Annotated in this window: 17 protein-coding genes and 3 tRNA genes; 7 read left to right on the top strand and 13 right to left on the bottom strand. The window is 73.3% G+C overall.

All coding sequences use genetic code 11. The annotated features are described in order from the left end of the window. Positions 1 to 126: 126 nt before the first annotated feature. The 4 genes from Scani_RS37020 to Scani_RS37005 all read right to left on the bottom strand — a co-directional run bounded on the left by Scani_RS37020 (position 127) and on the right by Scani_RS37005 (position 6317). Positions 127 to 2475, bottom strand: coding sequence for an ArnT family glycosyltransferase (locus Scani_RS37020; protein WP_159482026.1), 2349 nt, complete (start codon positions 2473 to 2475; stop codon positions 127 to 129). Continuing rightward, positions 2472 to 3794, bottom strand: coding sequence for a bifunctional glycosyltransferase family 2/GtrA family protein (locus Scani_RS37015; RefSeq protein ID WP_174872806.1), 1323 nt, complete (start codon positions 3792 to 3794; stop codon positions 2472 to 2474). The genes Scani_RS37020 and Scani_RS37015 overlap by 4 nt, the downstream gene beginning before the upstream one ends. Before the next feature lie 26 nt (positions 3795 to 3820). After that, entirely contained in the window at positions 3821 to 5362 is a 1542-nt protein-coding gene (locus Scani_RS37010) for a sensor histidine kinase (RefSeq protein ID WP_308686613.1), read from the bottom strand. Between the two features lie 199 nt (positions 5363 to 5561). Continuing rightward, positions 5562 to 6317 (bottom strand): response regulator transcription factor, encoded by a 756-nt coding sequence (locus Scani_RS37005; protein WP_281392265.1) that lies wholly within the window; start codon positions 6315 to 6317, stop codon positions 5562 to 5564. A gap of 481 nt (positions 6318 to 6798) precedes the next feature. Between Scani_RS37005 and Scani_RS37000 the strand changes: the two genes are divergently transcribed. Beyond that, positions 6799 to 7356, top strand: coding sequence for an NADPH-dependent FMN reductase (locus Scani_RS37000; protein ID WP_159482024.1), 558 nt, complete (start codon positions 6799 to 6801; stop codon positions 7354 to 7356). Positions 7357 to 7502: 146 nt separating this feature from the next. Here the strand turns inward: Scani_RS37000 and Scani_RS36995 are convergent, their stop codons facing one another. From Scani_RS36995 to Scani_RS36980, 4 genes are all read right to left on the bottom strand, one after another. Further along, complete coding sequence (locus Scani_RS36995; protein ID WP_159482023.1) at positions 7503 to 8378, bottom strand: amidohydrolase family protein; 876 nt, start codon at positions 8376 to 8378, stop codon at positions 7503 to 7505. A gap of 167 nt (positions 8379 to 8545) precedes the next feature. Then, on the bottom strand, positions 8546 to 9373 hold the full coding sequence (locus tag Scani_RS36990) for an SCO6745 family protein (protein ID WP_159482022.1): 828 nt from the start codon (positions 9371 to 9373) through the stop codon (positions 8546 to 8548). 250 nt (positions 9374 to 9623) lie between these two features. After that, positions 9624 to 10550 carry a DUF2797 domain-containing protein gene (locus tag Scani_RS41880; protein ID WP_159482021.1) on the bottom strand — a complete coding sequence of 309 codons (927 nt, stop codon included), beginning with the start codon at positions 10548 to 10550 and terminating at the stop codon, positions 9624 to 9626. Between the two features lie 234 nt (positions 10551 to 10784). Then, positions 10785 to 11891, bottom strand: coding sequence for a GlxA family transcriptional regulator (locus tag Scani_RS36980; protein ID WP_246296367.1), 1107 nt, complete (start codon positions 11889 to 11891; stop codon positions 10785 to 10787). Between the two features lie 44 nt (positions 11892 to 11935). Here Scani_RS36980 and Scani_RS36975 point away from each other — a divergent pair, with 44 nt between their 5' ends. Continuing rightward, the gene (locus Scani_RS36975) at positions 11936 to 12727 is read left to right on the top strand and encodes an NAD(P)H-dependent oxidoreductase (protein ID WP_159482019.1); all 792 of its coding nucleotides are present in this window, start codon (positions 11936 to 11938) and stop codon (positions 12725 to 12727) included. Positions 12728 to 12799: 72 nt separating this feature from the next. Here the strand turns inward: Scani_RS36975 and Scani_RS36970 are convergent. Further along, a tRNA-Met gene (locus Scani_RS36970) sits at positions 12800 to 12873 on the bottom strand. A gap of 333 nt (positions 12874 to 13206) precedes the next feature. On the opposite strand from Scani_RS36970, the gene Scani_RS36965 reads away from it, so the two are divergent. Further along, the gene (locus tag Scani_RS36965) at positions 13207 to 14466 is read left to right on the top strand and encodes a lanthionine synthetase LanC family protein (protein WP_159482018.1); all 1260 of its coding nucleotides are present in this window, start codon (positions 13207 to 13209) and stop codon (positions 14464 to 14466) included. 286 nt (positions 14467 to 14752) lie between these two features. Here Scani_RS36965 and Scani_RS36960 read toward each other — a convergent pair. Together Scani_RS36960 and Scani_RS36955 are read right to left on the bottom strand one after the other, a co-directional pair. Then, positions 14753 to 14825, bottom strand: a tRNA-Arg gene (locus tag Scani_RS36960). A 738-nt stretch (positions 14826 to 15563) separates the two neighbouring features. Further along, positions 15564 to 15654, bottom strand: a tRNA-Ser gene (locus Scani_RS36955). Positions 15655 to 15895: 241 nt separating this feature from the next. Here Scani_RS36955 and Scani_RS42025 point away from each other — a divergent pair. After that, positions 15896 to 16801 carry an SSI family serine proteinase inhibitor gene (locus tag Scani_RS42025; RefSeq protein WP_308686612.1) on the top strand — a complete coding sequence of 302 codons (906 nt, stop codon included), beginning with the start codon at positions 15896 to 15898 and terminating at the stop codon, positions 16799 to 16801. Between the two features lie 192 nt (positions 16802 to 16993). Next, positions 16994 to 21427 carry a PAS domain-containing protein gene (locus tag Scani_RS36940; RefSeq protein WP_159482017.1) on the top strand — a complete coding sequence of 1478 codons (4434 nt, stop codon included), beginning with the start codon at positions 16994 to 16996 and terminating at the stop codon, positions 21425 to 21427. A gap of 249 nt (positions 21428 to 21676) precedes the next feature. On the opposite strand, the gene Scani_RS36935 is transcribed toward Scani_RS36940, so the two are convergent. Continuing rightward, positions 21677 to 23329: a long-chain fatty acid--CoA ligase gene (locus Scani_RS36935; RefSeq protein WP_159482016.1), complete on the bottom strand. Its 1653-nt coding sequence runs from the start codon at positions 23327 to 23329 to the stop codon at positions 21677 to 21679. Positions 23330 to 23929: 600 nt separating this feature from the next. Between Scani_RS36935 and Scani_RS40315 the strand changes: the two genes are divergently transcribed. Further along, a complete protein-coding gene (locus Scani_RS40315; protein WP_246296365.1) occupies positions 23930 to 24202 on the top strand; it encodes a hypothetical protein in 273 nt (90 codons plus the stop codon). 184 nt (positions 24203 to 24386) lie between these two features. Next, positions 24387 to 24629 carry a hypothetical protein gene (locus tag Scani_RS36925; protein ID WP_159482014.1) on the top strand — a complete coding sequence of 81 codons (243 nt, stop codon included), beginning with the start codon at positions 24387 to 24389 and terminating at the stop codon, positions 24627 to 24629. Between the two features lie 36 nt (positions 24630 to 24665). Here the strand turns inward: Scani_RS36925 and Scani_RS36920 are convergent, their stop codons facing one another. Next, positions 24666 to 26501: a SpoIIE family protein phosphatase gene (locus tag Scani_RS36920; protein WP_159482013.1), complete on the bottom strand. Its 1836-nt coding sequence runs from the start codon at positions 26499 to 26501 to the stop codon at positions 24666 to 24668. Positions 26502 to 26637: the final 136 nt, after the last annotated feature.

The following is a 26637-nucleotide window of genomic DNA, read 5'->3' as shown; positions in this document are numbered from 1 at the left end:
CTTATACGCCGTACATTCATTTTCGGCTGCCCGGGGGATCGGGGCGGTGGCGCGGGAGCGACCGGCCGGGGTCACGCCTTCCGGGTCACGCCAGCGGGGTCACGCCTTCCGGGCCGTGCCCGCCGGTCACGCCTTCCGGGTCAGGTCGTAGAAGGTGGCGCTGCCGACCGTGACCTTCTCGAAGGTCTTCTCCACCCAGGAAGTGATCTTCGACGAGCCGCCCCGGCCGCCACCGGGACCGCCCCGCCCGCCGCCGGGGCCGCCCTGCCCGCCCGCGACGAAGTAGTGGATCTTCCCGTCCGCGACGTCCTTCTTGAACTGGTCGAGGGTCGGCGACGGGTCGCTCCCGTTGAAGCCGCCGATCGCCATCACCGGCTTCTCGGTGGCGAGTTGGTAGCTCGCGGCGTTCTGCGAGCCGATCGCCGCGGCGGCCCAGGTGTAGTCGCCGGCGTCCTTCTCCAGCAGCGCCTTGGCCTTGGCGCTCACCTTGCTGCCGTTGAGCAGGCCGCCCATACCGCCCATCCGCCCGGCGCCCCGCTCACCGAAGCCGCCCGGTCCGCCGGGGAGGCCCTGCCCGCCGGCTCGCCGACCGCCACCGGCGGCCTGGCCCTGTCCCGGGAAGCGGCCCGGGTTGGCGGCCTGGTGGTTGCTCTGCCGGGTGCCCTGCCTGCCGGCCTGCTGGGTGCCCTGAGGCCCGCCCGGACCCGGGCCGCCCGTACCGCCGTTGGCGCCGCGCCACATACCGCCGGCCCGCCGGCCGCCGGGGAAGCCGCCGCCGGGACCGCCCGTGCCGCCCCGCACCGCGGGACCGGCCGTGATGATCGACCCGCTCTTGGGGGTGTTGACCGTGTCGAGCGTGTACGCAACCGGTCCGGCCAGCGCCGTCACCACGCCGAGCCCGGCCGCCGGCACCGCGAGGCGCCGGCCCGTCCGCAGCGGGGGCCGTCCCGGCGACGCTCCGTCGCCCACCGGCTCCCCGTCCCGCGCCGGCTCCCCGTCCCGCGCCTGTTCTCCGTCCCCCGCCGAGGTTCCCGCCCGTACCGGCGCTCCCGCCCGTACCGACAGCAGCCCCAGCGCCACCAGCCCCACCGCCGACAGCAGACCGAGGGCCACCACCGTCCAGCGCAGCCACGGCAGCCACTCCGGCGACCGGTTCAGCAGCACGAACGACCATCCGGCGGTCACCGCGACCGCCACGGCGAGCACGAACGGGGCACGCCGCCCGCCGCGCCGCCGGAACAGCCCCGCGCCCATCCCCACCAGCGCCGCGATATACGGGGCCAGCGCGATGTTGTAGTACTGGTGGAAGATCCCGGACATGAAGCTGAAGGTCGTGAAGGTCATCAGCAGCGCGCCGCCCCACACCAGGAACTCCGCCCGCTGCCCCGCCCGTTCGGCATCGGTCGCCCGCCGGGCCCGCCGCAGCACCCACACGCTCGCGACCAGCAGGATCAGCGCCGCGGGCAGCAGCCAGGAGATCTGCCCGCCCATGTCGGACGAGAACAGCCGGGTGATCCCGGTCTCCCCCCATCCGCCTCCGCCGCCGGTACGGCCACCGCCCCCGCCGAGGCTGCCGGTCTCGTTGCCGGTGATCCGCCCGAAGCCGTTGTAGCCGAAGGTCAGCTCCAGGAAGCTGTTGTGCTGCGAGCCGCCGATGTACGGACGCGAGGTCGCGGGCCACAGCTCGACGGCGGCCACCCACCAGCCGCCGGACACCACGATCGCCAGCCCCGCGAGCAGCAGTTGCCCCAGCCGCCGGCGCGGCGCGACCGGCCCGCAGCAGACGTAGACCACGGCGAGCGCCGGCAGGATCAGCCAGGCCTGCAGCGTCTTGGTGAGGAAGCCCAGGCCGAAGCAGACACCGGCCAGCACCAGCCACTTCGTACGGCCGTCGTCGAGTGCCCGCAGGACGGCGGCGACCGCACAGACCATCAGCAGGCACAGCAGCGCGTCCGGGTTGTTGAAGCGGAACATCAGCGCCGCGACCGGCGTCACGGCCAGCGCCCCGCCGGCCAGCAGCCCCGCCCCCGCACCGAACCGGCGCCGTACGGCCCCGTGGAGCACCCCGACCGTCGCGACCCCCATCAGCGCCTCGGGCACCAGGATCGCCCACGAGCTGAGCCCGAAGAGCCGTACGGACAGCGCCATCGGCCACAGCGCGGCCGGCGGTTTGTCGACGGTGATGGAGTTCGCCGCGTCGGACGAACCGAAGAAGAACGCCTTCCAGCTCTCGCTGCCGGCCTGGACGGCGGCCGAGTAGAACTGGTTGGCATAGCCGGACGCGGACAGGCTCCAGAGGTAGAGCACCGCCGTGACCAGCAACAACGCCCACAGCGCCGGCTTCGCCCAGCGCGGATCGGCGGCGGGCTCCGCGGCCGCCCGGGAAGCGGCGACCGGGCCCGGCGCTCTTCCTCGCGACGTGGACGGGGGCCGGTACGACGGCTGGGCCGGCGTGGCGGGCGGGTGCGGGGTCATCGAGCGCTCCTGGTCAGGTCGTGGTGATCGTGCGTGGGGTGCGGCCGCGGTTCCTCGGCGTCGTCGCGCCGCTCGCGGTCCGGGAAGACCCAGGCGCGGAAGAGCAGGAAGCGCAGGACCGTCGCCGCGAGGTTGGCGGCCACCAGCACCGCGAGTTCGGTGCCGTGCGAGGCGCCGCCGCCGGACGCGTCGAGGGCGGCCAGGGAGCCGCTGGTCAGCGCCAGCCCGATGGCGAAGACCACCAGCCCCTGGGCCTGGTGGCGGACCGCCCGGTCCCGGCCCCGCACCCCGAAGGTCAGCCGCCGGTTGGCCGCCGTATTGGCCAGCGCCGACACCAGCAACGCCATGGCATTGGCAGGCTGGGGACCCACCCCCAGCCGGAAGACGGAGTACAGCGCGAGGTAGAGCAGGGTGCTGAGCCCGCCGACGACACAGAAGCCCACGAGCTGACGGGCCAGGCCGCCGGGCACCCCGGACAGCTCACGGTCCCGCGGATCGTCCCCGAACGGCCGGGCGAGCCGGTCCAGCGGCAGCGCGCCGGTCGCCAGCGCCCGCCCCACCCGCCAGACCCCCTTGAGGTCGTCGGCGGCCGTCCGTACGAGCTGCACGGTGCTCTCGGGGTCGTCGACCCAGTCCACCGGCACCTCGTGGATGCGCAGCCCGGCCCGCTCCGCGAGCACCAGCATCTCGGTGTCGAAGAACCAGCCGGAGTCCTCGATCATCGGCAGCAGCCGCGCGGCGACATCGCCGCGGATGGCCTTGAACCCGCACTGCGCATCGGAGAAGCGGGCGGCGAGCGAGCCGCGCAGGATGAGGTTGTACGTCCGCGAGATGAACTCCCGCTTCGGGCCGCGCACCACCCGCGCACTACGGCTGAGCCGGGAGCCGATCGCCAGATCCGAATGCCCGGAGATCAGCGGTGCGACCAGCGGCAGCAGCGCGTTGAGGTCGGTGGACAGATCGACGTCCATGTAGGCCAGCACCGGCGCCTCGGAGAGCGACCACACGGTGCGCAGCGCCCGCCCGCGCCCCTTCTGCTCCAGCCGTACCGCCGTCACCTCGTCGATCGCGTCGTCGAGCAGGGCGGCGACCTCCGGCGTACGGTCCGTGCTCGCGTTGTCGGCGATGGTGATGCGGAAGCCGTACGGGAAGGTGCGGGCGAGGTGCTCGTGCAGCCGTCGCACGCAGGGCTCGAGGTCGCGCTCCTCGTTGTAGACCGGGATCACCACGTCGAGGACGGTGGTGATCTGACCGAGCCGCAGATGCTCGCGCGGCGGCAGGGAGCCCAGCGGTGTGCGGGGCGGCTGTGTCGTCGTCATGCCGAGGACATTCGCCAACCGCCCTGTCACATCGGTGTGGTGAGCCTGTGTCCTGGCTGTGAGGGGGAGGGCACCCTCGGGGCGGACGCCGTCGTCGGCAGCGTCACCGTGAAGACCGTCCGTCCCGGCACGCTGTCGACCCCGACCGTGCCGCCGTGCGCGGCGACCACCGCCTGCACGATGGCGAGGCCGAGCCCCGTGCTCCCGGCGGCCCGCGAACGCGAGGCGTCGCCGCGCGCGAACCGCTCGAAGACATGCGGGAGGAGCGCGGCCGGGATGCCGGGGCCGTCGTCCTGCACCTCCAGCCGCATGGCGTCGCGGCGCCCGGCGGGGCCGGAAGGGGCACCGCCGACGGCATCACCGGCACCGACGGCATCACCGGCCACATCACCGACGGCGGAGCGAGGGGCGGCGCACACCCTGGCGGTCACCGTGGTGCCCTCGGGCGTATGGGTACGGGCATTGGCCAGCAGATTCACCAGGATCTGGTGCAGCCGCCCGCCGTCTCCGTACACCAGCGCCGGCTCCGCGGGCAGCTCCAGCCGCCACCGGTGGCCGGGCCCCGCCACCCGCGCATCGCTCACCGCATCCACCACCAACGGCGACAGATCCGTGCTCTCGTACGAGAGCGGGCGCCCCGCATCGAGCCGGGCGAGCAGCAACAGGTCCTCCACCAGCCCCGTCATCCGCTCCGCCTCCGACTCGATCCGCCCCAGGGCGTGCCGGGTCTCCGGGCCCGGCTGCTCCCGCCCGCGCCGGGTCAGCTCGGCATAGCCCCGGATCGACGCGAGCGGGGTGCGCAGCTCATGGCTGGCGTCGGCGACGAACCGCCGCACCCGCATCTCGCTCTCCTGACGAGCCGAGAGCGCCGAGCCGACATGCCCCAGCATCCGGTTCAACGCCGCCCCGACCTGCCCCACTTCCGTACGGCCGTCCGACTCCGACGCCGGCACCCGGACATGCAGCGCCACCTCGCCCTGGTGCAGCGGGAGTTCGGCGACCCGGGTGGCGGTGGCGGCGACCCGGCGCAGCGGTCGCAGGGCGATGCCGACCATGGTGGAACCCGCGATGCCGGCCGCGATCAGCCCGGCGACCGTCACACACTCCTCGATGACCACCAGTTGGCTGACCGTGTCCTGCACGTTGCCGAGCGGCAGACCGAGCACCAGTGAGCCGTCCGCCGCGGACTCCACCCGGTAGTCGCCGAGGCCGGGCAGTTCGGCGGTGTGCGGCCTGCCGTCCCGCGGCACCGTGTTCAGCGCCGCGACCTGCGCCCGGGACAGGAACGCCAGCCGGTCCTCGGGCAGCCGGTTGGTCGGGTTCTTCAGCCGGGCCCCGTCCTTGGCGATGCCGTCGGGCCCGAACCGCGCCCCCACCGTCTCCAGGGGCTGGCCCCCCATCGCCACGAAGTCCAGGCCCTGCGCACGTCGCGGATCGTACGGCCGCGGAGCCTGGGCATGGTGCACGGAGTCCGTCAGCTGCCGGTCCAGCTGCTTTTGCAGATAGGAGTGCAGCGCGATGGTCGTCACGGTGCCGATGACGGCGCCGACGACAGCGATCAGTGCCACCGCCGACACGACGAGCCGGGTCCGGAGCGACCAACGGCGGCGCGGGGCCGGGGTGGGGGCTGGGGTCGGGGTGGGGTCCGGTGTGAGGGGCGGGGCGGAGGGGGCAGGGGATGCCGGGGCGAGTGGGCGGGCTGCGGTGGCCGGAGGGGACGGGGTGCCCGGCCCGGCCCGACCGGTCGCCGGGGTGCGGGGCACCGGCCTACCCGCCCGGCTTGATGAGATAACCCGCGCCGCGCCGGGTGTGGATCATCGGCGCCCGCCCCGCGTCGATCTTCCGCCGCAGATACGAGATGTACAGCTCCACGACGTTGGCCTGGCCGCCGAAGTCATAGCTCCAGACCCGGTCGAGGATCTGGGTCTTGCTCAGCACCCGCCGCGGATTGCGCATCAGATAGCGCAGCAACTCGAACTCGGTGGCGGTCAGATGGATCTCCTGACCGTCCCGCCACACCTCATGGCTGTCCTCGTCGAGCACCAGATCGCCCACCGTCAGCCGCGACTCGCTCCGCGCGGCGGCCGCCCCGGCCCGGCGCAGCAGGCCCCGCAGCCTGGCCACCACCTCTTCCAGGCTGAACGGCTTGGTGACGTAGTCGTCGCCGCCCGCCGTCAGCCCGGCGATCCGGTCCTCGACCGCGTCCTTGGCGGTCAGGAACAGCACCGGTACGTCCGGCAGTTCGCGCCGCAACCGTCCGAGCACCGTCAGCCCGTCCATGTCCGGCAGCATCACATCGAGCAGCACCGCATCCGGCCGCCAACTACGGGCGCAGCGCAGCGCTCCCGCACCGTCCCCTTCCGAGCGGATGTCCCATCCCTCATAGCGCAGGGCGAGGGACAACAGGTCGGCGAGCGAGGACTCGTCGTCCACGACCAGCACCCGCACCGGGCTGCCGTCGGGCCGCAGCAGCTCCGGCTGCTTCCCGGGCGCGCCCCTGGAGGACGAGGCCGAAGCCGGCATACGAAGTGACGCTGAGGACGACGAAGTCACGGTCATGCCCGTGAGCCTGGCCCGGCCCCCTGAGAGCGCCCTTGCGCCTTTCTGTGAATCTCCTGAGAATCCCCGGTGCTTCGGTCGCCCTCCCCTGGGCCCCTTCCCCCTCCCCTGGGCCCCGCCCCACCCCTCCCCGCCTCACCCCACGGCTCACCGGCCTCCGTTGGCCCCCGCCAACTTCCGGCCGGCCCCTCCCCCGCGCCCCGTACGAGCCCCACCCGGCCCTGGGCGCCTGGCTTTTGACCGACCTGGGCCGCCCCCCGCGCGGTCCAGGTCGATCACCACTTCTTAAGCATCGCACCTGCCACTGACAATCGCCCTGACCAGCACTTTCACCGGCCTACGAGACCCCGCGAGCGCTCCGCGGGCACCCCGCAACCGCCCGCCCGCCACGTCCCTCTCCACCACCCGCACACCCCGCGCCACATCCCGCATATACCGTCACTCCATGAGACTCCTCGCCCTCTCCGGCAGCCTGCGTGCGCGCTCCTCCAACGGCGCAGTGCTGCGCTCCGCGCTCGCCTTCTGGGACGGCCCGACCACCACCGCGGACATCGGCTCGCTCCCGCACTTCAACCCCGACCTGGACGGCGAGGGCGCCACGCCCCCCGCCCCCGTCGCCACCCTGCGTACCGCGGTCGCCGCCGCCGACGCCCTCCTCGTCGTCAGCCCCGAGTACGCACACGGCGTCCCCGGCGTCCTCAAGAACGCCCTCGACTGGCTGGTCAGCAGCGGCGAATGCGTCGACAAGCCGGTCGCGGTGGTCACCGCCTCGCCGTTCCCCACCGGCGGCGATCACGCCAACGCCCAGCTCCGCGAGACCCTGCGCATGATGACCGGCGAGGTCGTCGCGGCCGCCTGCCGCGAAATCCCCGCCATCGGCCCGAAGATCGATCCCACTACGGAACGGGTGAAGGACGAGGCCACCCTCTCCGACCTGCGCGCCGCCCTCTCCCATCTGGCCACGGCAGCGGCCGCCACCCCCGTCACCTCCGAAAGTCCCTGACCGGGCCGCACGTGCCGCACGGGCCGCAGGCACCGAGCCACGCCCCGCTCACGCAGAGAAGGCCCGAGCGCCCGGGACCCAACCCCCGAGCCCCCGGCACGCTCAGGCTCCGCTCACACCCCGCTCAGGCCCCCATCAAGCCCCACTCACACCCCGAACAACCCCGCCGCATTCCCGTAACAGACCCCCCGCAGCCACTCCTCACCCAGCTCCAGCCGGACAAGCGCCTCCAGCGCATGCGCGTACCCGTAGGGGATGTTGGGGAAGTCGCTGCCGAACAGCACCCGGTCGCCGAGGTCCGCGAGCCGCCGGCGTTCCTCCCGCGGGAACGGCGCGATCTGCTCGGAGAAGTCCGTGAAGGCCATCGTCGTATCGAGGTGCACGCCTGGATAGCGCTGCGCGAGATCCAGGAAGTCGGCGTACTCCGGCATCCCCATGTGCGCGATGATCAGTCGCAGCCGGGGATGGCGGGCCAGCAGCCGCCCGATCGGCTCGGGCCCGGTGTGTTTGCCCGGCGCCGGACCCGACCCGCAGTGGATGACCACCGGCACCCCCGCCTCCGCGACGGCACCCCACACGGCGTCGAGCTGCGCATCGGCCGGGTCGTACCCGCCCACCTGCACATGCGCCTTGAAGACCCGTGCCCCACCGTCGAGTTCAGCACGCACATACGCCGCGGCGCCGTCCTCCGGGAAGAAGGTCGCGGTCCGCAGGCAGTCGGGCGTACGGGAGGCGAAGTCGGCCGCCCAGCCGTTGAGCCACTGCGCCATGCCCGGCTTGTGCGGATAGATCATCGACGTGAACGCCCGCACCCCGAAGCCCCGCAGCACCGCCAGCCGCTCCTCCTCCTCGAACCGGTACGCGATCGGCCAGGCCCGGCCCACCAGCGGCCCCGCCGCGTCGAAGTACGCCCAGACCTTCTCCATCACCCGCTCGGGCATGAAGTGCGTATGCACATCGATCAGCCCCGGCAGCCCCAGCTCCCGCCAGAGCGCACCGACCCGCTCATCACCCTCCGCCACGCCGGGCCCCTCCCCATACGGTTCCGACCCCTACGGCCGGCTCACTACGTTCCGATCGCTACGGTTCCCGGAAGCCGCCGGTCGTGTCGAGCACCTCGGATGCGAACACCGGCCTGAGAACTCGCCGTACCGGACAGCAGAATCCTCGTCCCGTCAGTCGCTTCCCGTCACCGCGACCCCGCGGCCACCAGCGTCGCGGTGAGGGGTTCGAGCTCGGCGACCAGCTCGTCGAGCTCGGCGGGAGAGAGGGCGTCGTACGGCGGGGCGGCCAGCTCATCGGTAAGGGCTTCGATGCGTTGCTTGGTCTCCCGGCCGGCGTCGGTGAACCGGCCGTCGGCGTCGACGAGCCCGCGCTCGCGCAAGCCGTCCATGACCGCGGCCAGCCGCTCCTTCGGCAGGTGGTGGATGCGCCCGAAGGACTCCGGCGGGTGGATGCCGCGCGCCAGCGCGTCGAGCACGTGGGCCTCCGTGCCGCCGATGCGCGCGCCGACGAGAGCGGCGACGTGCCCGTCGGCGCGATGCTCGCGCAGCATGGTCGCGGAATGCCACAGCCGGGCGACCGGGTCGCTCGGCACCGGAAGGGTGCGCATCCCGGCGTACATCACCCGGCCTTCTGTGGGCGCGTTCGTCGCGGCCTTGGTGGTCAGGTCGGCGGCGCGCACCAGGCCCGGTGAGTCGGCCAGCTCGTCGCCGAGGATCCGCCGTACGGAGGCCGCGCTGCCCCGCTCCCGCGCGGCGACGGACGCCTCGGGCGGGATCGTCTCCCACGCGCTCGGGATGTGCCGCGCGGCCTCCCCGTCGGCGAAGCTGTAGAAGGCCGCGTGCACGACCTGCGCCGGCACCCGCCCCAGCGGCGCGGCGCGGCTGGCGAAGTAGCCGTCCCAGTAGGTGCGGTGGCCGAGCGCGGCCAGCTCCTCGTTGCACTCGTCTGCGAAGTAGGTGACCAGGCAGACCGGCTCCAGGAGCTCGAACATGCGACGGGCGGTGCGGGTCATGGCCCACATCATGCCAGCGGGCACGCCCTGTGAAGCGGTACGGGACGCCAGATCAGCTCCTGGGTACGGCAGTCGAACGTCCCACTGCCCGGAGGCTCGACCAGACCTTGATCGAACGGCGGGGCGGCGTAGCGATACGCCCAGCCGGAGTGTTGAGACCAGGTCTCAATGCCCCCACCGGGAGCGGGGAACGCCCCCGCCCAGCCCCGAACACTCCTCCGGCCGGACCCTTCAGCCCAGCCCCGCCCCCTCAGAACAACCCCTCCTGCCACCCCTTCTCCTTCTCGTCACCCTCCCCCGTCCCCGCCCGCTTCCCCCGCCCGGTCACCACACCCCGCACCGGCACCGTCGTCACCCGCCCCACAGCCGCCCCCAGCACCCACCCCGACAACAACCGCGCATCCATCACGGCAACCACCCCACCGGCCCTTCCCACCCCACCGGCCCCAGCCGTCCCCAGCGCCCCCGCCACCCCTTCCCCGTCGCTGTCGCCGTCTCCGCTCCCCGCCAACCGCAGATACACATCGGCCCCCACCCCGGTCAGCACCTCCCCCACGATCTCCGCCCCGGACGTCATCCCGCCCAACTCCGCCACCTCCCCCGGAATCCGGTCGAGCCCGAACAACTCCGTATGGTCCGCACAGGCGAACTCCACCGGCTGCAGCGTCTCCGGCCAGCCCGGCAACTTCTGTGCTGCCGCATGCAGTTGAGCCAATTCGGCGACCCGCTCCGCCACCGGGGGCAGCTCCCCACGAGCCGCCCGCTTGGCCGCCTTCGCAAACCGGTCCGGGATCCCCAACGCGCTGCCCAGCAGCGCCTCCGCCCGCCGCGCCGCCATCAGGGGCCCGCGCCCCAGCCATGCGTACGCCACCGCCCCCTGCTCCACCAGCCGGGCCGGCCCCCGCTCCACGGCCGTGATCCCCACCTTGAGCAGACCGGGACCGAAGTACGCGAGGTAGACGCCGTACGGGCGCGGATCATCGGCCATGGTGTCCGCGGCCACCGAACGCGACCGGTCCAGCTGGGCACACCGTGCGCACTGGTCCTTGGCACTCGCCCCGTCGAGCACCGCACCGTACGGGCACACGATCCAGTGTCCGCCCCGCCGCACCCCCAGACAGCGCCGCTCCCCCTGCGCGGCGAACGCCAGCACCTTGCCCGCGGGGAGCATGCTCACCCGCTCCGCACCCCGCTCGGCGCAGTACCACCCGAGCCGCTGCCCGAACCGCCCTTCCGGCCCCGACCCCGGCCCGCCCCCTGACCAGCGCGGTCCCGTACATCGCCACACACCGCCAGCGTACGACCACCCACTGACAACGCCACCGCGCTCCGCCACCAAGGGCCGCGACGCCTTCCCCCCACCACCCCGGACCTCACCCCACCAGCCCTCCCCCCGGCCCGTCCCCACCCCTCACGCCACCAACCCACCCCCACCCCCAGGCCCCCGGAACGTGCTCCGATAGGCCCGCGGCGACACCCCCAGCGCCGCCTGCAGATGCATCCGCAGCGAAGCCGCCGTCCCGAACCCCGCCTCCGCCGCGATCCGGTCCACCGTCAGGTCCGTCTCCTCCAGCAACTGCCGTGCGCGCTCGATCCGTTGCCGCGTCAGCCACTGCACCGGCGAGATCCCGACCTCCTCCCGGAACCGCCGGGTGAAGGTCCGTACGCTCATCGCCTCCCGCGCCGCCAGCTCCCGCAGGCTCAGCGGCCGGTCCAGATGTTCCAGCGCCCAGGCCCGTGCCGCCCCCGTGGAGGACACCTGCGGCTCCGGCACCGGCCGCCGGATGTACTGCGCCTGACCGCCCTCCCGGTGCGGCGGCACGACCGTCCGCCGCGCCACATCGTTGGCCACCGCCGCCCCGTGATCGCTCCGGACCATGTGCAGACACAGATCGATCCCCGAGGCCACCCCCGCCGCGGTCAGCACCTCGCCCTCGTCCGTGTACAGCACATCGGCATCCAGCTCGACCGCCGGGAACAAGCGCCGGAAGTCGTCCACCGACCGCCAGTGCGTGGTCGCCCGCCGCCCGTCCAGCAGCCCGGCCGCGGCCAGCACGAACGCCCCCGTACAGATCGACGCGATCCGGGTCCCGGGACGGATCCGGCCCAGCGCCCCGGCCATCGCCGGGCTCAGCCGCCCGGCGTTCCACCCCTCCCCCCGTCCGTAGTCCGTCCCGGACGCCGGTACGACCACGGTGTCGGCTTCCGCAAGCGCCTCCGGCCCGTGCGCGACATTCACCGTGAAGTCCGTGTCCGTACGCACCTCCCCCGGCTCCAACGCGCAGGTCACCAGCTCGTACAGCCGCTCCCCGTCCACCGACCGGGCCTCCCCGAAGATCCGGTGCACGATCCCCACCTCGATCGGCAGCATCCCGTCCCGCACCAGCACCGCCACCCGATGCGGCCGCCCACCCCCCGAAACGGCCGGCACATGCCCCCCACCGCTGCCGCTCCCACCCCAACCAGCGCTGTCGCTCCCGCTCACACCCATGGCCCGATGTTTGCACATCATGGCCATCGGGCCACTCGTTACCGCCGGCCGCTCCCGGAACAGTGGAGGACATGAAGGTCCTCTGGCTGTTCGCCCACCCCGACCGGCGCTCCCTGAGCGGCGCGCTCAAGACCGAGGGCCTGCGCACCCTCGACGCCCACGGCCACCAGTACCGCGTCTCCGACCTGTACGCCATGAAGTGGAACCCGGTGGTCGACGCCGCCGACTACGACCACGACCCGTCCGACCGCCTGCTCGTCGGCCCGGCCTCGGAACACGCCTACGCGCACGGCCGCTTGAGCCCCGACATCGACGCCGAACAGCAGAAGCTCACCTGGGCGGACACCTTGATCGTCCAGTTCCCCCTGTGGTGGTACGGCATGCCGGCCATCCTCAAGGGCTGGTTCGACCGCGTCTTCGTCAAAGGCTTCGCCTTCGGCCTCACCGACCCCGCCACCGGCCGCCCCCAGCGCTACGGCGACGGCAGACTCACCGGCAAGCGCGCCATGGTCATCACCACCGCCGGCGCCCGCGCCACCACCCTCGGCCCCCGCGGCGTCAACGGAGACCTCAACGACCTCCTCTTCCCCCTCCAGCACGGCACCCTCTGGTACACCGGGATCTCCGTCGTCCCGCCCCTTCTGATCCCCGGCGCGGACCGCACCACCCCCACCGCCTACGCGACCGCCGCCACCCGCCTGCGCGAGCGCCTGCACACCCTCCCCACCACCGACCCGTTGCCCTTCCGCCACCAGAACAACGGCGACTACGACAACGACCTCCTCCTCCACCCCCACCTGACCGGCCCCCACACCGGCCCGGCCGCCCACTACACAGCCCCGCCCCCACCGATCCACGACTGAACCGAGGGTGCCGTGAACGCAAAAAAGCCGCAGGCCCAGTGGAAACGAATTCCACTGGGCCTGCGGCGTCAGTAGCGGGGACAGGATTTGAACCTGCGACCTCTGGGTTATGAGCCCAGCGAGCTACCGAGCTGCTCCACCCCGCGTCGGTGAAATGAACACTACGCCACTCGCCCACCAACACCTAATCGTTTCCCCACCCCCCCGCCCCGCCCTCACGCCCGCTCCTCCCCGCCCACCCACTTGCCTCTTCGAACGAGCAGGACGCACCAGCCGCCGTCGACCACGTCCGATCTCCGATACCTCGACGTTCCGACGCCCGCGCTCTCCCCCCGGACAGCCTGCCGTGGCAGGGGGATGCACAGGATTCTGACAAGCCCTGCGCGGGGCCGAACTCCCGCCTCTCGCTGCTGTTTTGTGCCACGCTGCGGAGGTCCGCCGCCCCCGGGCGGGTCCGAAAGATCATGCGGGAGTGGCCCATGACGGCACCAGAAACCACGGTCGTGGCGGTCGACGAGGTGGAGGACCTCGCGGTGGAGGGCCTGCGGTGGCTGACCGGGGCAGCGCGGGAGGCCGCGGGCGGAGGCCTCGCCTGGACGACCAGGCCCTCGGACGACACGCTCGACCCGATGCTCTACAGCGGCACGGCCGGGATCGTCCCCGTGCTCCTGGAGGCGTGGCGGCACTTCGGCGATGACGCCTATGCCGACACCGCCCTGCGCGCGGCCCGCAGCCTCGCGGACTCCGTCGACGGCACCGACGACGACTCCCTCTACTTCGGCCGCACCGGAATCGCCCTCGCCCTGCGGGCCGTTCACGACCAACTCGGCGACCCGGCCGCCGGCGCCGCCGCGGACCGCGCGCTGGCACGTGTGCGGTCACGCTTCGACGGGACGCGCTGGGGCGTGCTGTTCGAGCTGATGGGCGGCAACGCGGGGATCGGCCTCGGCGCGCTCGTGGCCGGCGATGCCGAGCTGGCCGTCCTCGCCCTGGAGCCGTATCTACGGACGGCCGAGCAGACCCCGGCAGGCGTCCAGTGGGCCCACCGCCCCGGCATCGACGCCCGTCTGCACCACATCTCGCACGGCACGCTCGGCATCGTCCTGTCACTTGCCAGGGTCGGCCGGGCCACCGGTCGTGAGGACCTGGTCGAGCTGGCGCTGGCGGGTGCCGCAGACGTAGTGGCGCGTGCCGAAGCGGGGCCCGAGGGCTTTCTGGTGCCGCACTCCACTCCGCAGTTCCTCCCCGATGCGATCGAGCCCATCAGCTACGGCTGGTGCCACGGCCCGGCCGGCGACGCCCAGGTCTTCCGGCTGCTGCGGGACGTCACGGCCGACCCCGTCTGGCCCGCTCTGGCCGACCGCTGCTGGCACACGGTCACCCACTCCGGCCTGCCCCAGCGGCTGCGCCCCGGCTTCTGGGACAACAACGGCCGCTGCTGCGGCTCCGCGGGCGTTCTCGCCCTGGCCTGCGACCGGCTCGTCGAACAGCAGGACCCGTACGACTTCGCGAACGTCCTCGTCACCGACCTCGTCGCCCGCGCGGTCCGGGACACCGACGGCGCCCGCTGGTCCAACTTCGAGCACCGGGCCACCCCGAGCGACCTCGAACCGTGCACCGGATGGGCGATGGGCAACGCAGGCATCGTTCGCGAACTCCTGCGCTTCGTCCGGCTGAGCCGCGGGGGCGACCCCCGATACGCGTTCACCTGGCCGGACCAGCCCCCGGTACGCACTTAGTCCGCTGCCCGCCGCTGTGGTGCCGGCGCCGCGTCGCGGCGGACTCGGTGACCCGCACGGACCCCCTCTTCGCGGCCCGGGTGCTCGTGCGGTGACGGGGACTCCGGCCGGACGAGGTGTGGCGACTGACGGGGAAGCCCGTCCGAAGGTCGCGCAGCGCCGCGGTGACACTCGCAGCGACCCGCCCGCCCTGGGCGGCACCGGCCGGCCCGGTTGCTGCACTTCACTGCCGTACGACACGACAAAGCCCCCGTCCGGATTACCCGGCGGGGGCTTTGACCTGCTGTGCGCTCGGCAGGATTCGAACCTGCAACCTTCTGATCCGTAGTCAGATGCTCTATCCGTTAAGCTACGAGCGCTTGGCTTTCCGGCGGTTTTTCTTGCCGGTCGGCGTTGCGGGAACAACATTACATGACCTGCGCCGTCAGGCGAAATCCATTACCCGCAGCACCTCTGACCTGCAGAAACGCCCTTCTGAGGGTGTTCGGGGGCTCCTGGCGCCAGGAGGTCGCCTCGATGGTCTGGGCGAAGTTCGGGCGGGTGTAGCCCTCTTCGGAGCGGTCCGGAACATCGGCCTTCGCATTGCCGAAGGTGGCCTGGGCGCGGTGGGCCCCGCCGGCGTGGACGGCGCCAAGGCCGCGGCGCTTGAAGTCGGGGCGACGCGGGTGGGTGGCATCGAGGGACTCGCGGGTTTCCGGGCGGGGTGGGGGTGCCGTAGGCGACGCCGCGGATGTCGAGTTCGACGCCGGCCGTGACGGGCGCCACTTCCGGGGTCGTGTCGCGGATCAGCCCGTGCTTTCCACGCCGGGGTGCCGTCGGGGAGGGCATGCCCCTGATGGCGGAGCCGGTGTCCGACGAGGCCGAGGGTGGGGGCGGGGTCGTGGTGCGGCCCTGCGGCCGGGTCCGCCGTCCGGGCCCCTCCGCGTGGGTGGCTCCGACGCTCAGGGGAGAAGCCGCGCGGACGTGAAGATCACTTCGGGCCGTACGGGGAGGGGGAAGCGCAGGGAGAGCGGGAGGGGCGGAAGAAGATCGCGTCGGGGGCCGCGGAAAAGCGTTCAGGCCCCGGTCGGTGGGACCGGGGCCTGAACGAAGAAGAGCGGAGGCGGAGGGATTTGAACCCTCGATGGGGGGTAAGCCCCAAACCGCATTAGCAGTGCGGCGCCATAGACCGGACTAGGCGACGCCTCCACACACCCCACGCGCGCAGGCACGCTGTGGTGTGTCCAGATGATGGCACAGCCCCCAGGGCTGTCACCAATCGCCCCCTACGGTACTAGGCGCGCGGGCCACCCGGCAAAGACGTTCCTGCAGCGCAACGTCGGGGGCGGAGGCGCGTTAGAAGTGTCGGGGCCGTGGCGGCTGGCGTCGTCGTGCGCCCCCGGCGTGTACGTACCGCGTACCGCCCCGCACTCGCCTCCTGGAGCCTGTGATGCCGCACCGTCGGACGTCATCCCTCTTCGCCTCGGCCGCCGGCGCTGCCGGAGCCGCCACCACGACCGTGACCCGTCTGGCCGCCGGCGCCGCCACCGCTGCCATGACCCGTCTGGCCGCCGGCACGGCCGCCGCGGGCCGGGCATCCCTCACCGCCGCCGTGTCCGTCGTCTCCGTGACCACGGCGCTGGCCCTGGCGGCGCCCGCCGCGTCGGCCGCCCCGATTCCGCTGCCGCACCGCTGGTCCGGGGGCGGGATCATCGGCGCCGGACACCACGCGCTCGCCGGCCCCCACGACCTCGCCGAGCACGACAGACCTGGTGCACACGGCACGGCGACCGAACACGGCGGACCCCTGACGCACGGCATGGCGCCCGAGCACGGCGGACCGGCCGGCCACCGCACCTCGGCCGACCACGGCGGACCCGTCGGCCACCGCACCCCGGCCGACCACAGCGGACCCGTCGGCCACGGCACGCCGGCCGATCGTCGCGCACCCTCCGCCCGTCACGACACCCCCGCCGGCCACGGCGCACCGGCTCGGCACCACGCCCGCACCCACCGGCACGCCCCCGTCGACCACCTCACCGTCACCGTCCATCGGTCCGGATCAACGGCCACCAACGGGACCTTCGAGCTGTACTGCCACCCGGGCGGCGGCAACCACCGGAACATCAAGGGCGCCTGCGCCAAGCTGGACGGGATGACGAAGTGGGGCAAAGACCCGTTCGCTCCGGTTCCGCAGGGCGTGAACTGCACGATGATGTACGGCGGACCGGCCATCGCGCATGTCACCGGGACCTGGGCGGGGCGTCCCGTCAACGCGGATTTCCGACGCACCAATGGGTGTGAGATCAGCCGCTGGAGCCGCTTCGAACCCCTGCTCCCCTCGACCAGTTCATGACCCGGTTCGTGCCGTAGTAGCGCACCAGGTCAGGACGAGGGGCACATGTCGGGCGTGCGGTGAGTCGCACAAGGCCGTGGCACTACCTCCTCGTCATCCGCCTCCGCGCCCGGGGCAAGTGCCCGTAGACTCCATTCCAGCGATCCGCCACGGTGGGTCGGCAAGGTGCGGTAACAGGGAGGAAGCGTCGTCGTGAGCAGCAGGCCATCCCGAGGCGCTGCTCGCCTCGCAGCCATACTCGACGCCCTCCCCGACGCGCTGTTGCTCGTCAACTGCAACGGCACGGTCGTCAACGCCAACACCATCGCGCTGGAGACCTTCGAGGCGCCGGGCACGGCCCTGGTGGGGCGCGGGCTTCTCGATCTGCTGCCGTCCTTCGACTCCAAGCGCATCCCGGGCTCGATGCGGCGCCGGGACGAGGAGGACGAGCGCACCCGGACGAAGCCGACGCGGATGGTCGCGCGGCGGACCGACGGGACCGAGCTGCTGGTCGAGGTGACCAGCGCCAACCTCGAGGACGGCCGCACCCCGTACGAGTCCGCCTTCGAGGCCGCGTACGCCGATCACCGCAACGGCTACACGGGCAATGAGCTACTGATGCTCGTCGTCCGCGACCTGACCGGGACGCTGGACACCGAGACCGAGCTGGCCCGCCAGCAGCGGCAGACCGAGATGATCCTGCGGGCCGCGGCCGAGGGCGTGGTCGGTGTCGATGCCGAGGGCAAGGTCGTCCTGGTCAATCCGTCCGCCGCGCAGATCCTGGGGTTCCGGGCGAGCGAGCTGGGCGGCAAGGAGCTGCATCCGCTGATCCACCACTCGCGGGCGGACGGTTCGGCGCTGCCGTGGGAGGACACCCCGCTGGCCGACACCCTCAAGTCCGGGCGCAAGCACCGGGTGCGGGGGCAGGCGCTGTGGTCGAAGGACGGCCGGGCGGTGCCGGTCGATCTGACGACGGCGCCGGTGCGGGACGGTGATCAGCTCGTCGGCGCGGTGATGACCTTCACCGACCGCCGTGCGTTCGACTCGCTGGCGGCCCGGCACACCCAGTTGCTGGCGGTGCTGGACCAGGCGCTGCGCGGGCCGCTGGAGGAGCTGAAGGGCGAGCTGGGCACGCTGGCCTCCGACCCGGCCGGCCAGCTCTGGCCCGAGGCGAACCAGATCCTGCACCACCTCGCGGCCGGGCACGCCCGGATGACGACGCTGGTGGACAACGTCCTGAGCTATCAGCGGCTGGACTCCGGCAAGGAGAAGCTCAACCGCACGAAGGTTTCGCTGGACGGCGTGGTCGCGGCGGGTGTCGAGGGCGCGATCGAGCTGATCGGGCCGGGCCGGGCGCAGTTCGCGGTGCATGCGCCGCCGATAGAGGCGACGGTCGACGCGGAGCGGATCGCCCAGGCGCTGTCGCATCTGATCGCGGATGTCGCGGGTGTGGACTCGACGGGCCGGATGCCGGCCGGTGAGGCCGCCGCGGGCGGGCGGTCGGGGCCGATCCCCGGCGATTCGACGATCGTGGTGGCGGCGGCCAAGCGCGGTGACGTCGTGCGGATCGAGGTGCGCGGCCCGTTCGGCGGCGGCGACCCGGTCCATGAGCCGATCGTCCGCGGGATCGTGCGGCAGCACGGCGGGCTGATGCAGACGCATCAGGTGCCCGGCGGCGGGCCCGGCGCGGGCGGCAGCTCGTACGTCCTGGAGCTGCCGGTGGCGGCGGACGGCACGACGGTGGACGGCGCGACGAGTGGCGCGCCGGACCCGGCCGACGGGCCGACCGGCAACGAGACGACGGTGATGCCGGTACCGGCGGCCCATGCGCGGGGCACCCGGGGCGACGCGGCGGAGCCGGGCAGCGGCGACCAGGGGCCGGACGGCGACGGTCACGAGGGCGGTGACGGACGCCCCGGTGGTGACGGTGGGTCCGGCGGGTCCGGTGGGCCCGGTCAGCCGCTGGGTGGCGGTGGCGCGGAGCGCGGTGTGGCGGTGCCGGCCCAGGCGGGCGGGGCGCAGCCGACCGGGCGGCGCCGTGCGCGGCACTCGGGCGGGGAGCAGGGCGGCCCGGCCACGGGAGCGGGCGTGGGGCCGGAGCCCGGCCTTCCGCACGGTGCCGTGGGCGACGGCGCGCAGGGCGAAGCGGGCCCCGGGGCGGCCGAGGGCGGCCGGGGAGCTCATCCGCCGCACGGTGACGCCGCGCAGGGCACGCAGGGCGGCTCGCCGGCCGCGAGCGGTACGGGGCTGCCGCCGGGCATGGCGGGTGCCGAGTCCGTACCGCCGACCGGACGACGCCGGGCCCGGCAGGGCGGCACGGAGGGCGGCGGGCTGCCCGCGCTCCCCTCCGGCGCACAGCAGACTTCGGGACAGCAGCCGGGGCCCGGACCCGCGGCGGGCGCACCGGGCGGTCCGGCCACCGGTCCGCAAGGGCCGGCGGCGACCCCGTCGGCCAACGGGCAGGCACCGGCCCCGGGCTCCGCGCCCGGTTCGGCTCCGGTTCCTGCCCGTCCGCAGATTCCCGGGCAGGCCTCGGCGTCGGGACAGACCCCGGTTCCGGGGCAGCCGCACGTCCCCGGCCAGACCCCGGCTTCAGGGCAGCCGGTCGTCCCCGGTCAGGCACCGGCACCCGGACAGTCGCTCGTCCCCGGTCAGGCGTCGGCTCCGGGCGGGCCGCAGGGCCTCGGGCCCGTACAGCCGAGTGGTCGACGGGCGCGGCGGGCACTGGCCGAGGCACCCGAGCGGACCGCGCAGGGCGACCTGGAGCGGGCCTCGACGGCCGCCGCCCCCGGGGCGCAGCAGCAGGCCGGTGCGCGTACCGCGTTCGCGCTGCCGCCCGCCGCGGCGGACCGGACCGCGCAGTCGTCGCTGCCCGCGACCGCCGACCAGCTGCCCGCGCAGGCCACCGGCCCGCAGGACGGCGTCGGCACGGGACGCCGTCGGGCGCGTCGGCCGGTGGCCGGCGGGCCGGAGCAGGCGATGCCCGGCGGGCAGCCGGGATACGAGCTGGAAGCGGCCGTCAACGCCGGTGCGGCGCAGGGCGAGTGGGACGCCGAGCCGACCGGGCGGCGACGGGCGAGACGGGCCGCGGCCGAGGAGCGCGCGGCGGCCGCCATGGCCGATTCCGAGTCGTCCGGCACGTTCGTGGCGGGCCCGGAGGGGCTCGTGGCACAGCCCACCGAACCGGCAGAGGCGACGGGTACGGCCACCGGCACGGCGGCCGGGATCGCCCCGGCCCCGGACGCGGACCCGGGTGCGCCGCAGGCGCCCGACGCGCCCCAGCCTCCCCACGCGCCCACCGCGCCTCAGGCCCCCCAGGCCTCCAACGCTCCTGCTCCGACCGGCCGTCGGCGCGGACGTCCCAGCCCCGCCGAAGAGGCCCCCGGCCGGCCGCCGGTCCCCCCGCAGGGCGGGCCCGCCGCCGGTCCGCAGCGTCAGCCGCTGCCGCCCGCCGCCGAGGACGACGCGCACGCCGCGGGTCACTCCCACGGGCGGGCGTTCAGCGTGCGCACGCTGGGGCAGGGCGTGCCGTTCGCCCAGCAGATCGCCGACCAGCAGCGCGCGCCGGTGCCGCCCGGCAGCACGCCGCCCGGCGGTACGTCCGCCGGTTCGGGCCGCCGCCGTAAGCTCGCCGCGCCGCCGCAGGAGGGCGAGCGGACCACGGCCGAGGCCCAGCCGGCCGAGGCGCGTCCGCACCCCGGTGCGCAGCCGCCTCAGCAACAGCAGCCCAGGCCACCGGCCCCGAACCAGGCTCCCGGCCAGCCGCAGTCCCCGCCGCAGCCGCATCTGATGGACTCCAGCGAAGGCCGGGCCTTTGCCATTTCCGCGCCCGACGAGGGCAGCGAGGGTCCCGAGCCGCTGGACGGGCCGAACGGCGCCATAGAGGTGGTGGATCGTCAGCCCATGCCGATGGACGACGAGTTGCCGCCGGAGCCGCTGGACAATCCGCGCCGGCTGCTGGTCTGGCCGGCGCCGGACGTCGCCACGCAGCAGGCGCTCAGCGACCGCGGCTACCGCCCGGTGATCGTCAACTCCCGCGAGGAGGTGGACGCCCAGATCGCCGCGTACCCGGCGGCGCTCTTCGTCGACCCGCTGACCGGGCCGATCACCCGCACCGCGCTGCAGTCGCTGCGCCAGGCGGCGGGGGCGGCCGAGGTCCCGGTGCTGGTGACCGCCGGTCTGGGGCAGGCCACCCGGGAGGCCGCTTACGGCGCCGACCCGGCCGTCCTCCTCAAGGCGCTCGCTCCGCGCGACAGCGAGGTCCATCCGCCGCGGGTGCTGCTGATCGAGCAGAACGACGCCATCGCGGGCGCCCTCACCGTGTCGCTGGAGCGCCGTGGGATGCAGGTCGCACGGGCCGGCGGAGACAACGACGCGGTCAACCTCGCGACGCAGATGCGGCCGAATCTGGTCGTGATGGACCTGATGCAGGTACGCCGCCGACGGGCCGGGATCGTCGACTGGCTGCGCGCCAACGGTCTGCTCGACCACACGCCGCTGGTCGTCTACACCTCCGCCGACATGGACCCGGCGCAGCTGCCGCGGCTGGCCGCCGGCGAGACGGTCCTCTTCCTCGCGGAGCGCTCCACGAGCGCCGAGGTGCAGGGCCGGATCGTCGACCTGCTCGCCAAGATCGGCACGAACTGACCGCGGGCGGCAGGGGCTGACCCCGGGCAGCAGAATCGGCCATGGGTGGCAGGGACCAACCCGAGCGGCAGGAACTGATCCGGATCGGCAGTGGCCGGCCGCAGGCCACCAGGTACAGGGCCGACGCGGGGCAGGCCGGGGCTCAGCAGCCCGGCAAAGACCACCCCACGCCGCAGAATCCCCACTGAGCCGGAGCAGCCCGGGCGCCCGTCTCGCGGGCGCCCGTCTCGCGGGCGCCCGAGGGGGCGCTCAGGCCAGCAGCGTCACGTCCAGCTCGCCCTCCGCGTACTGGCGGCGCAGCACCTTCTTGTCGAACTTGCCCACGCTCGTCTTGGGCACCGCCGGGATCACCGCCCAGCGCTCCGGCAGCTGCCAGCGCGCGATCCGCTCGCCGAGGAACGCCTTCAGCTCCTCGTAGCCGATGGTCGCGCCCTGGATGAGCACCACCGTCGCCAGCGGCCGCTCGCCCCACTTGTCGTCCGGTACGGCGACCACGGCGGCCTCCGCGACATGCGGGTGGGCCATCAGGTGGTTCTCCAGCTCGACCGAGGAGATCCATTCGCCGCCGGACTTGATGACGTCCTTGGCGCGGTCGGTCAGCGTGAGGTAGCCGTTCGGGGTGATCGTGCCGACATCGCCGGTGCGCAGCCAGCCGTCGGGGCTGAACTTGTCCTCGGGGCGGAGTGGTTCGCCCTGTGCGCCGCCGTAGTAGGCGCCGGCGATCCAGGGGCCGCGGACCTCCAGTTCGCCCGCGGCCTTGCCGTCGCAGGGGAGCAGTTCGCCGTTGGGGCCGATCAGCCGTGCCTCGACGGAGGCGGGGAAGCGGCCCTGGGTGGCGCGGTAGGCCCACTCGTCGTCGCCGCTGACCCCGGCCGGCGGGTGGGAGACGCTGCCCAGCGGGGAGGTCTCGGTCATGCCCCAGGCGTGCACGACGCGGATGCCGTGGCGCTCCTCGAAGCCGCGCATCAGGGCGGGCGGGCAGGCGGAGCCGCCGATGACGACGGTGCGCAGACAGGCGACGTCGCGCTGTGTGCTGTCGAGTTCGGCGAGCAGGCCCTGCCAGATGGTCGGCACGGCGGCGCCGATGGTGGGACGTACCGTCTCGATCATCTCGGCGAGCGGCGCTGGCTGCAGGAAGCGGTCCGGCATCAGCAGGGACGCACCGGCCATGAAGGCGGCGTGCGGCAGGCCCCAGGCGTTGACGTGGAACATCGGCACGACCGGCAGCGTGATGTCGCGCGAGGTGAGCGCGAACGCCTCGGCGGTGTTGACCTGCATCGAGTGCAGATACAGCGAACGGTGGCTGTAGAGCACGCCCTTGGGGTCGCCGGTGGTCCCCGAGGTGTAGCAGAGCGCCGCGGCCTCCCGCTCGTCGGTCTCCGGCCAGTCGTAGCTCTCCGGCCGCCCGGCGAGCAGCTCCTCGTAGTCGTGCACCCGCGCGGCGGCGCCCTCCAGTACGGAGCGGTCACCGGGGCCGACGACAACGACGTGCTCGATGCCCGGCAGCTGCGGGAGCAACGGGGCGAGCAGCGGCAGCAGGGTCCCGTTGACGAGCACGACCCGGTCCTCGGCGTGGTTGATGATCCACACCAGCTGCTCGGCGGGCAGCCGCAGATTGAGGGTGTGCAGCACCGCCCCCGAGGAGGGGATCGCGAGGTAGGCCTCCAGGTGCTCGGCGTTGTTCCACATGAGGGTGCCGACCCGCTCCTCGTCGGCGACGGACAGCTCGTCGCGCAGCGCATGGGCCAGCTGGGCGGCGCGGTTGCCGATCTCGGCGAAGGTGCGGCGATGGGGCTCGGGCTCACCGGTCCATGTCGTCACGGTCGCCTGTCCATGGACGGTCCGGCCGTGCTCCAGAATCCGGCTGATCAGCAGGGGTACGTCTTGCATGGTGCTGTACACAGAACCTCCCGAGGGTGCCGTCGCCGCATCGCGACCGTGGGGACGATTCTGCGCACATACCGGGCGGTATGTCACTACCCGACGGTAGCGCCTGCCCCTTCCGGTGTCGCCCGCGGGTCCGGTCCCCACCTGGGGCGATGCGGATCTCGCGATTTTCCGCACCGGGGCGAGCAGGGCCGGCGCCTCCGCCGCCCCCTTGCGGATGACGGCCTTCCGGTCAAGGGCGCCACATCGGCCGGTTTCAGGATCCGAGCGGTGCGATCCCCTCGGCCCCATCGGGCCCCGACGCCATCATTCCGGGCTTCACGGCCACGTCAGGGGACTCGCGGACCGATGCGACAGCCCTCACACCTACGGCTCGAACAAGGCGGAAGCTTGTCCGAAAATAGCTCGTGCCAGTGATTGATCCTTTGTACCGTCAGAAAACCACTGAACGGGGGGATTTCCATGATTCGTCGTGCCTCACTGGCAGCCGCAGTATGTGCGGCCGTCGGTTTCTCGCTTCTCACGGTTCCGGCTCACGCGGCTGGAGCCGAGGCGACGCCCGCCCACGCGTCGCAGAAGGTGGCGTCAGGGTCGGACCATGTCAAGTGCACCAGCATGAGCAACGGTCAGCTCTGCATCGTCATGAACAACCGGCCCCAGTCCATCGACATCATCTACACCAAGAAGAACGGCTCGGACATCAAGGCCCAGCTCGGGTACCGCATGAGCGGTTCGTCGTCGTACGCCGGGCTGGAGACCATCAGCAAGGGCGACCGGGCCACCCAGACCTGGACGATGAGCTGGCCCTGCAAGAGCGCCGTCGGCCTGATCAAGGTCCAGGGGCAGGGGACCTTCGAGACCCCGTCGGCGACGTTCCCGGGCTGCTGATGAGCTAGCGCAGGACACCATGCCGAAGGGGCCCGCCAGGAGCGGGCCCCTTTCGCATGTCCGCACGCGCCCGGCGGGTCACCCGGATACCCGGTCACCCCGCGCCCCGGTTGCTCGTTCACCCGGTTACCGGCCGTTCAACGTCACCGGCCCTGCGGAACGAATCCCTACCGAAGGAGCGTCCATGCGCCCCCACCTCACCCGTTTCCTCGTCGCCGCCGCCCTGGGCGGTGCCGGTGTGCTCGCGGCGTCCGGTGCCGCCCAGGCGGCGTCGCAGGCCGCACCGGTCCAGCGGGCCTCCGGCGACGGCCCGTCCCTCGTACGGCCGCTGTTCGGCGGGCAGTTCGATCCGGTGGCCGGGATGGGCGGCGGGGTGATCTACGGCGGCGGGAAGCCCGTGTACACCCACGCCGCCAACGGGTCCTGAGGCCGCGGCGTCCGGCTCCGGCGGCCCGTCGCCCCCTCACGAGCGCCGGTCGGCCGCCGGAGTCACCGCCTGCAGCACCAGCACCGACAGGTCGTCCTCGACCGGGCCGGTACCGAAGTCGTGTGCGGCGCGCCGTACGTGCTCGGCGAGGGCCTTGGCGCCCAGGCCCATGCCGTCCCGCAGGATCTCGATCAGACCGTCGTTGTCGTCCAACTGCCAGTTGCCGCACCGGCGTTCGGTGACGCCGTCGGTCACGCACAGCAGCGTCTCGCCCGGTGCGAGGACGAAGGAGCTGGCATGGAATTCGGTGCCCCCGTCGATGCCCAGCAGCATCTGGGGGTCCGAGGCCGCCTCCACGGCGCCGTCGACGAACATGTGCAGCGGCGGCGGGTGGCCGGCGGTGGCGACCGTGCACCGGGCCCCGGGGACGCCCGGATCGACCTCCAGCTCGCCGTACAGCAGGCTCAGGAAGCGGGAGGTGGCCTGCTCGCCGCCCATCTCCACCGCCTCCGCGCTCTCCTCCGCCATGGCCAGATTCAGCCTGCCGAGCACGGACTCGACGCCATGGCCCTCGCGCGCCAGCAGCCGCACCAGATGGCGCGCCAGACCGGTCACGGACATCGCCTCTGGGTCCTTGCCCTGGACGTCCCCGAGCAGGAAGCACCAGCGGCGCTCGCCCATCGGGAAGACGTCGTAGAAGTCGCCGCCGACGGTCTGCCCCTCGCCGTGCGGCTCATAGACGATCGCCGTGTCGACGCCGACGATGCTGGCGAGCGTGGCGGGCAGCTGCCGGCGCTGGAGCGCCAGGCTGATCGTGGTCTGCCGGGTGTACTGGCGGGCGGTGAAGACGGCCTGCGCGACCCGGCGGGCCACGTCCTCGACCATCCGCACCACGGTGTCGGTCATCTGCAGGTGTCCGGCCCGGCCGAGCAGCAGCATGCCCTGATCGACGTCGCGGGCCACCAGGGGGAAGGCGAGCGCGGACCCGCCCGAGGGGGCCGCACCGGCGCATTCCGGCCAGGGCCAGGGGGTGCCGGCGGTGCGGATGATGTCGGACGGCGGGTCCCGTTCCAGTTCGTCGCGGAGGGGCGCGATCCGCCGCTCGTCGACGTGCCAGACCCGTGACAGCTGCACACCGCCGCCCTCCGTGGTCAGCCAGATGGCGCACCAGTCGGCGAGCCGCGGCACCAGCAGCTGGGCGGCGAGCGCGGTGACCATGTCCTGGTCGAGTTGCCCGGCCAGGAGTTCGCTGGTCTCGGCGAGGAAGGAGGGGCCGCCGCGGTCGGCCCATTCGGCGGCGAACCCGTGCGGGCGGCGGCGCGGGGTCACGGGGTGGGCCGGGCGTACGGGTGGCTCGGCGGGGCGCGATTCGCGCTGGGGCACGGAGCGGGGGCGCAGCGGCTCGCCCTCGGTGGCGTCCAGACGGAACCACACGGTCTTCGCGGCCCGGTGGTAGGTCACGCCCCAGCACTCCGCCAGCGCGCCCACCAGCTGGAGTCCGTATCCCGGCTCTCCGGTGCGGGCGTCGACGCCGCCGCGTACACCCCGGGCGGGGTGCCGGTCGGAGACCTCCACCACCACGCCCACCTTGGCCGGGCGGCGCTCCCCGTCGCCCTCGGCGTCCGGCCGGCCGTGCTCCAGGCGGCAGGTCACGTCGATATCGGTACCGGCGTACATCACGGCGTTGGTGACCAGCTCGCTGGTGAGCAGGACGGCGTCGTGGATGAGTTCCGCGCTGATCGCCGCCGCGCCGGGCCCGGCCGTGGCGGAGGGGGCCGTCGCCCGCTCGGTGAGCAGCGCGCGCACGAATTTACGTGCGCCTGCGGCCGCGAGCTGGTTCGCGGGCAGGCCTTTCCGGGACACGGATTCCATCGTGTGCGGGGAGGACAGCGGTACCACTGCGCCCCCTGAATATGCCGGGAAAAACTGATTACAAGCGCTTTATACTATGTCATATCTGCCCAAATGGATCACCCTGCCCGACTTGGCTTTCTCCACATCGATCACT

Origin of the sequence: Streptomyces caniferus (assembly GCF_009811555.1) — a bacterium.
In the GTDB taxonomy this organism is placed as follows: Bacteria; Actinomycetota; Actinomycetes; order Streptomycetales; family Streptomycetaceae; genus Streptomyces; species Streptomyces caniferus.
Note: the sequence above shows the minus strand (reverse complement) of the source record. Positions and strands in the feature narration are given on the sequence as shown.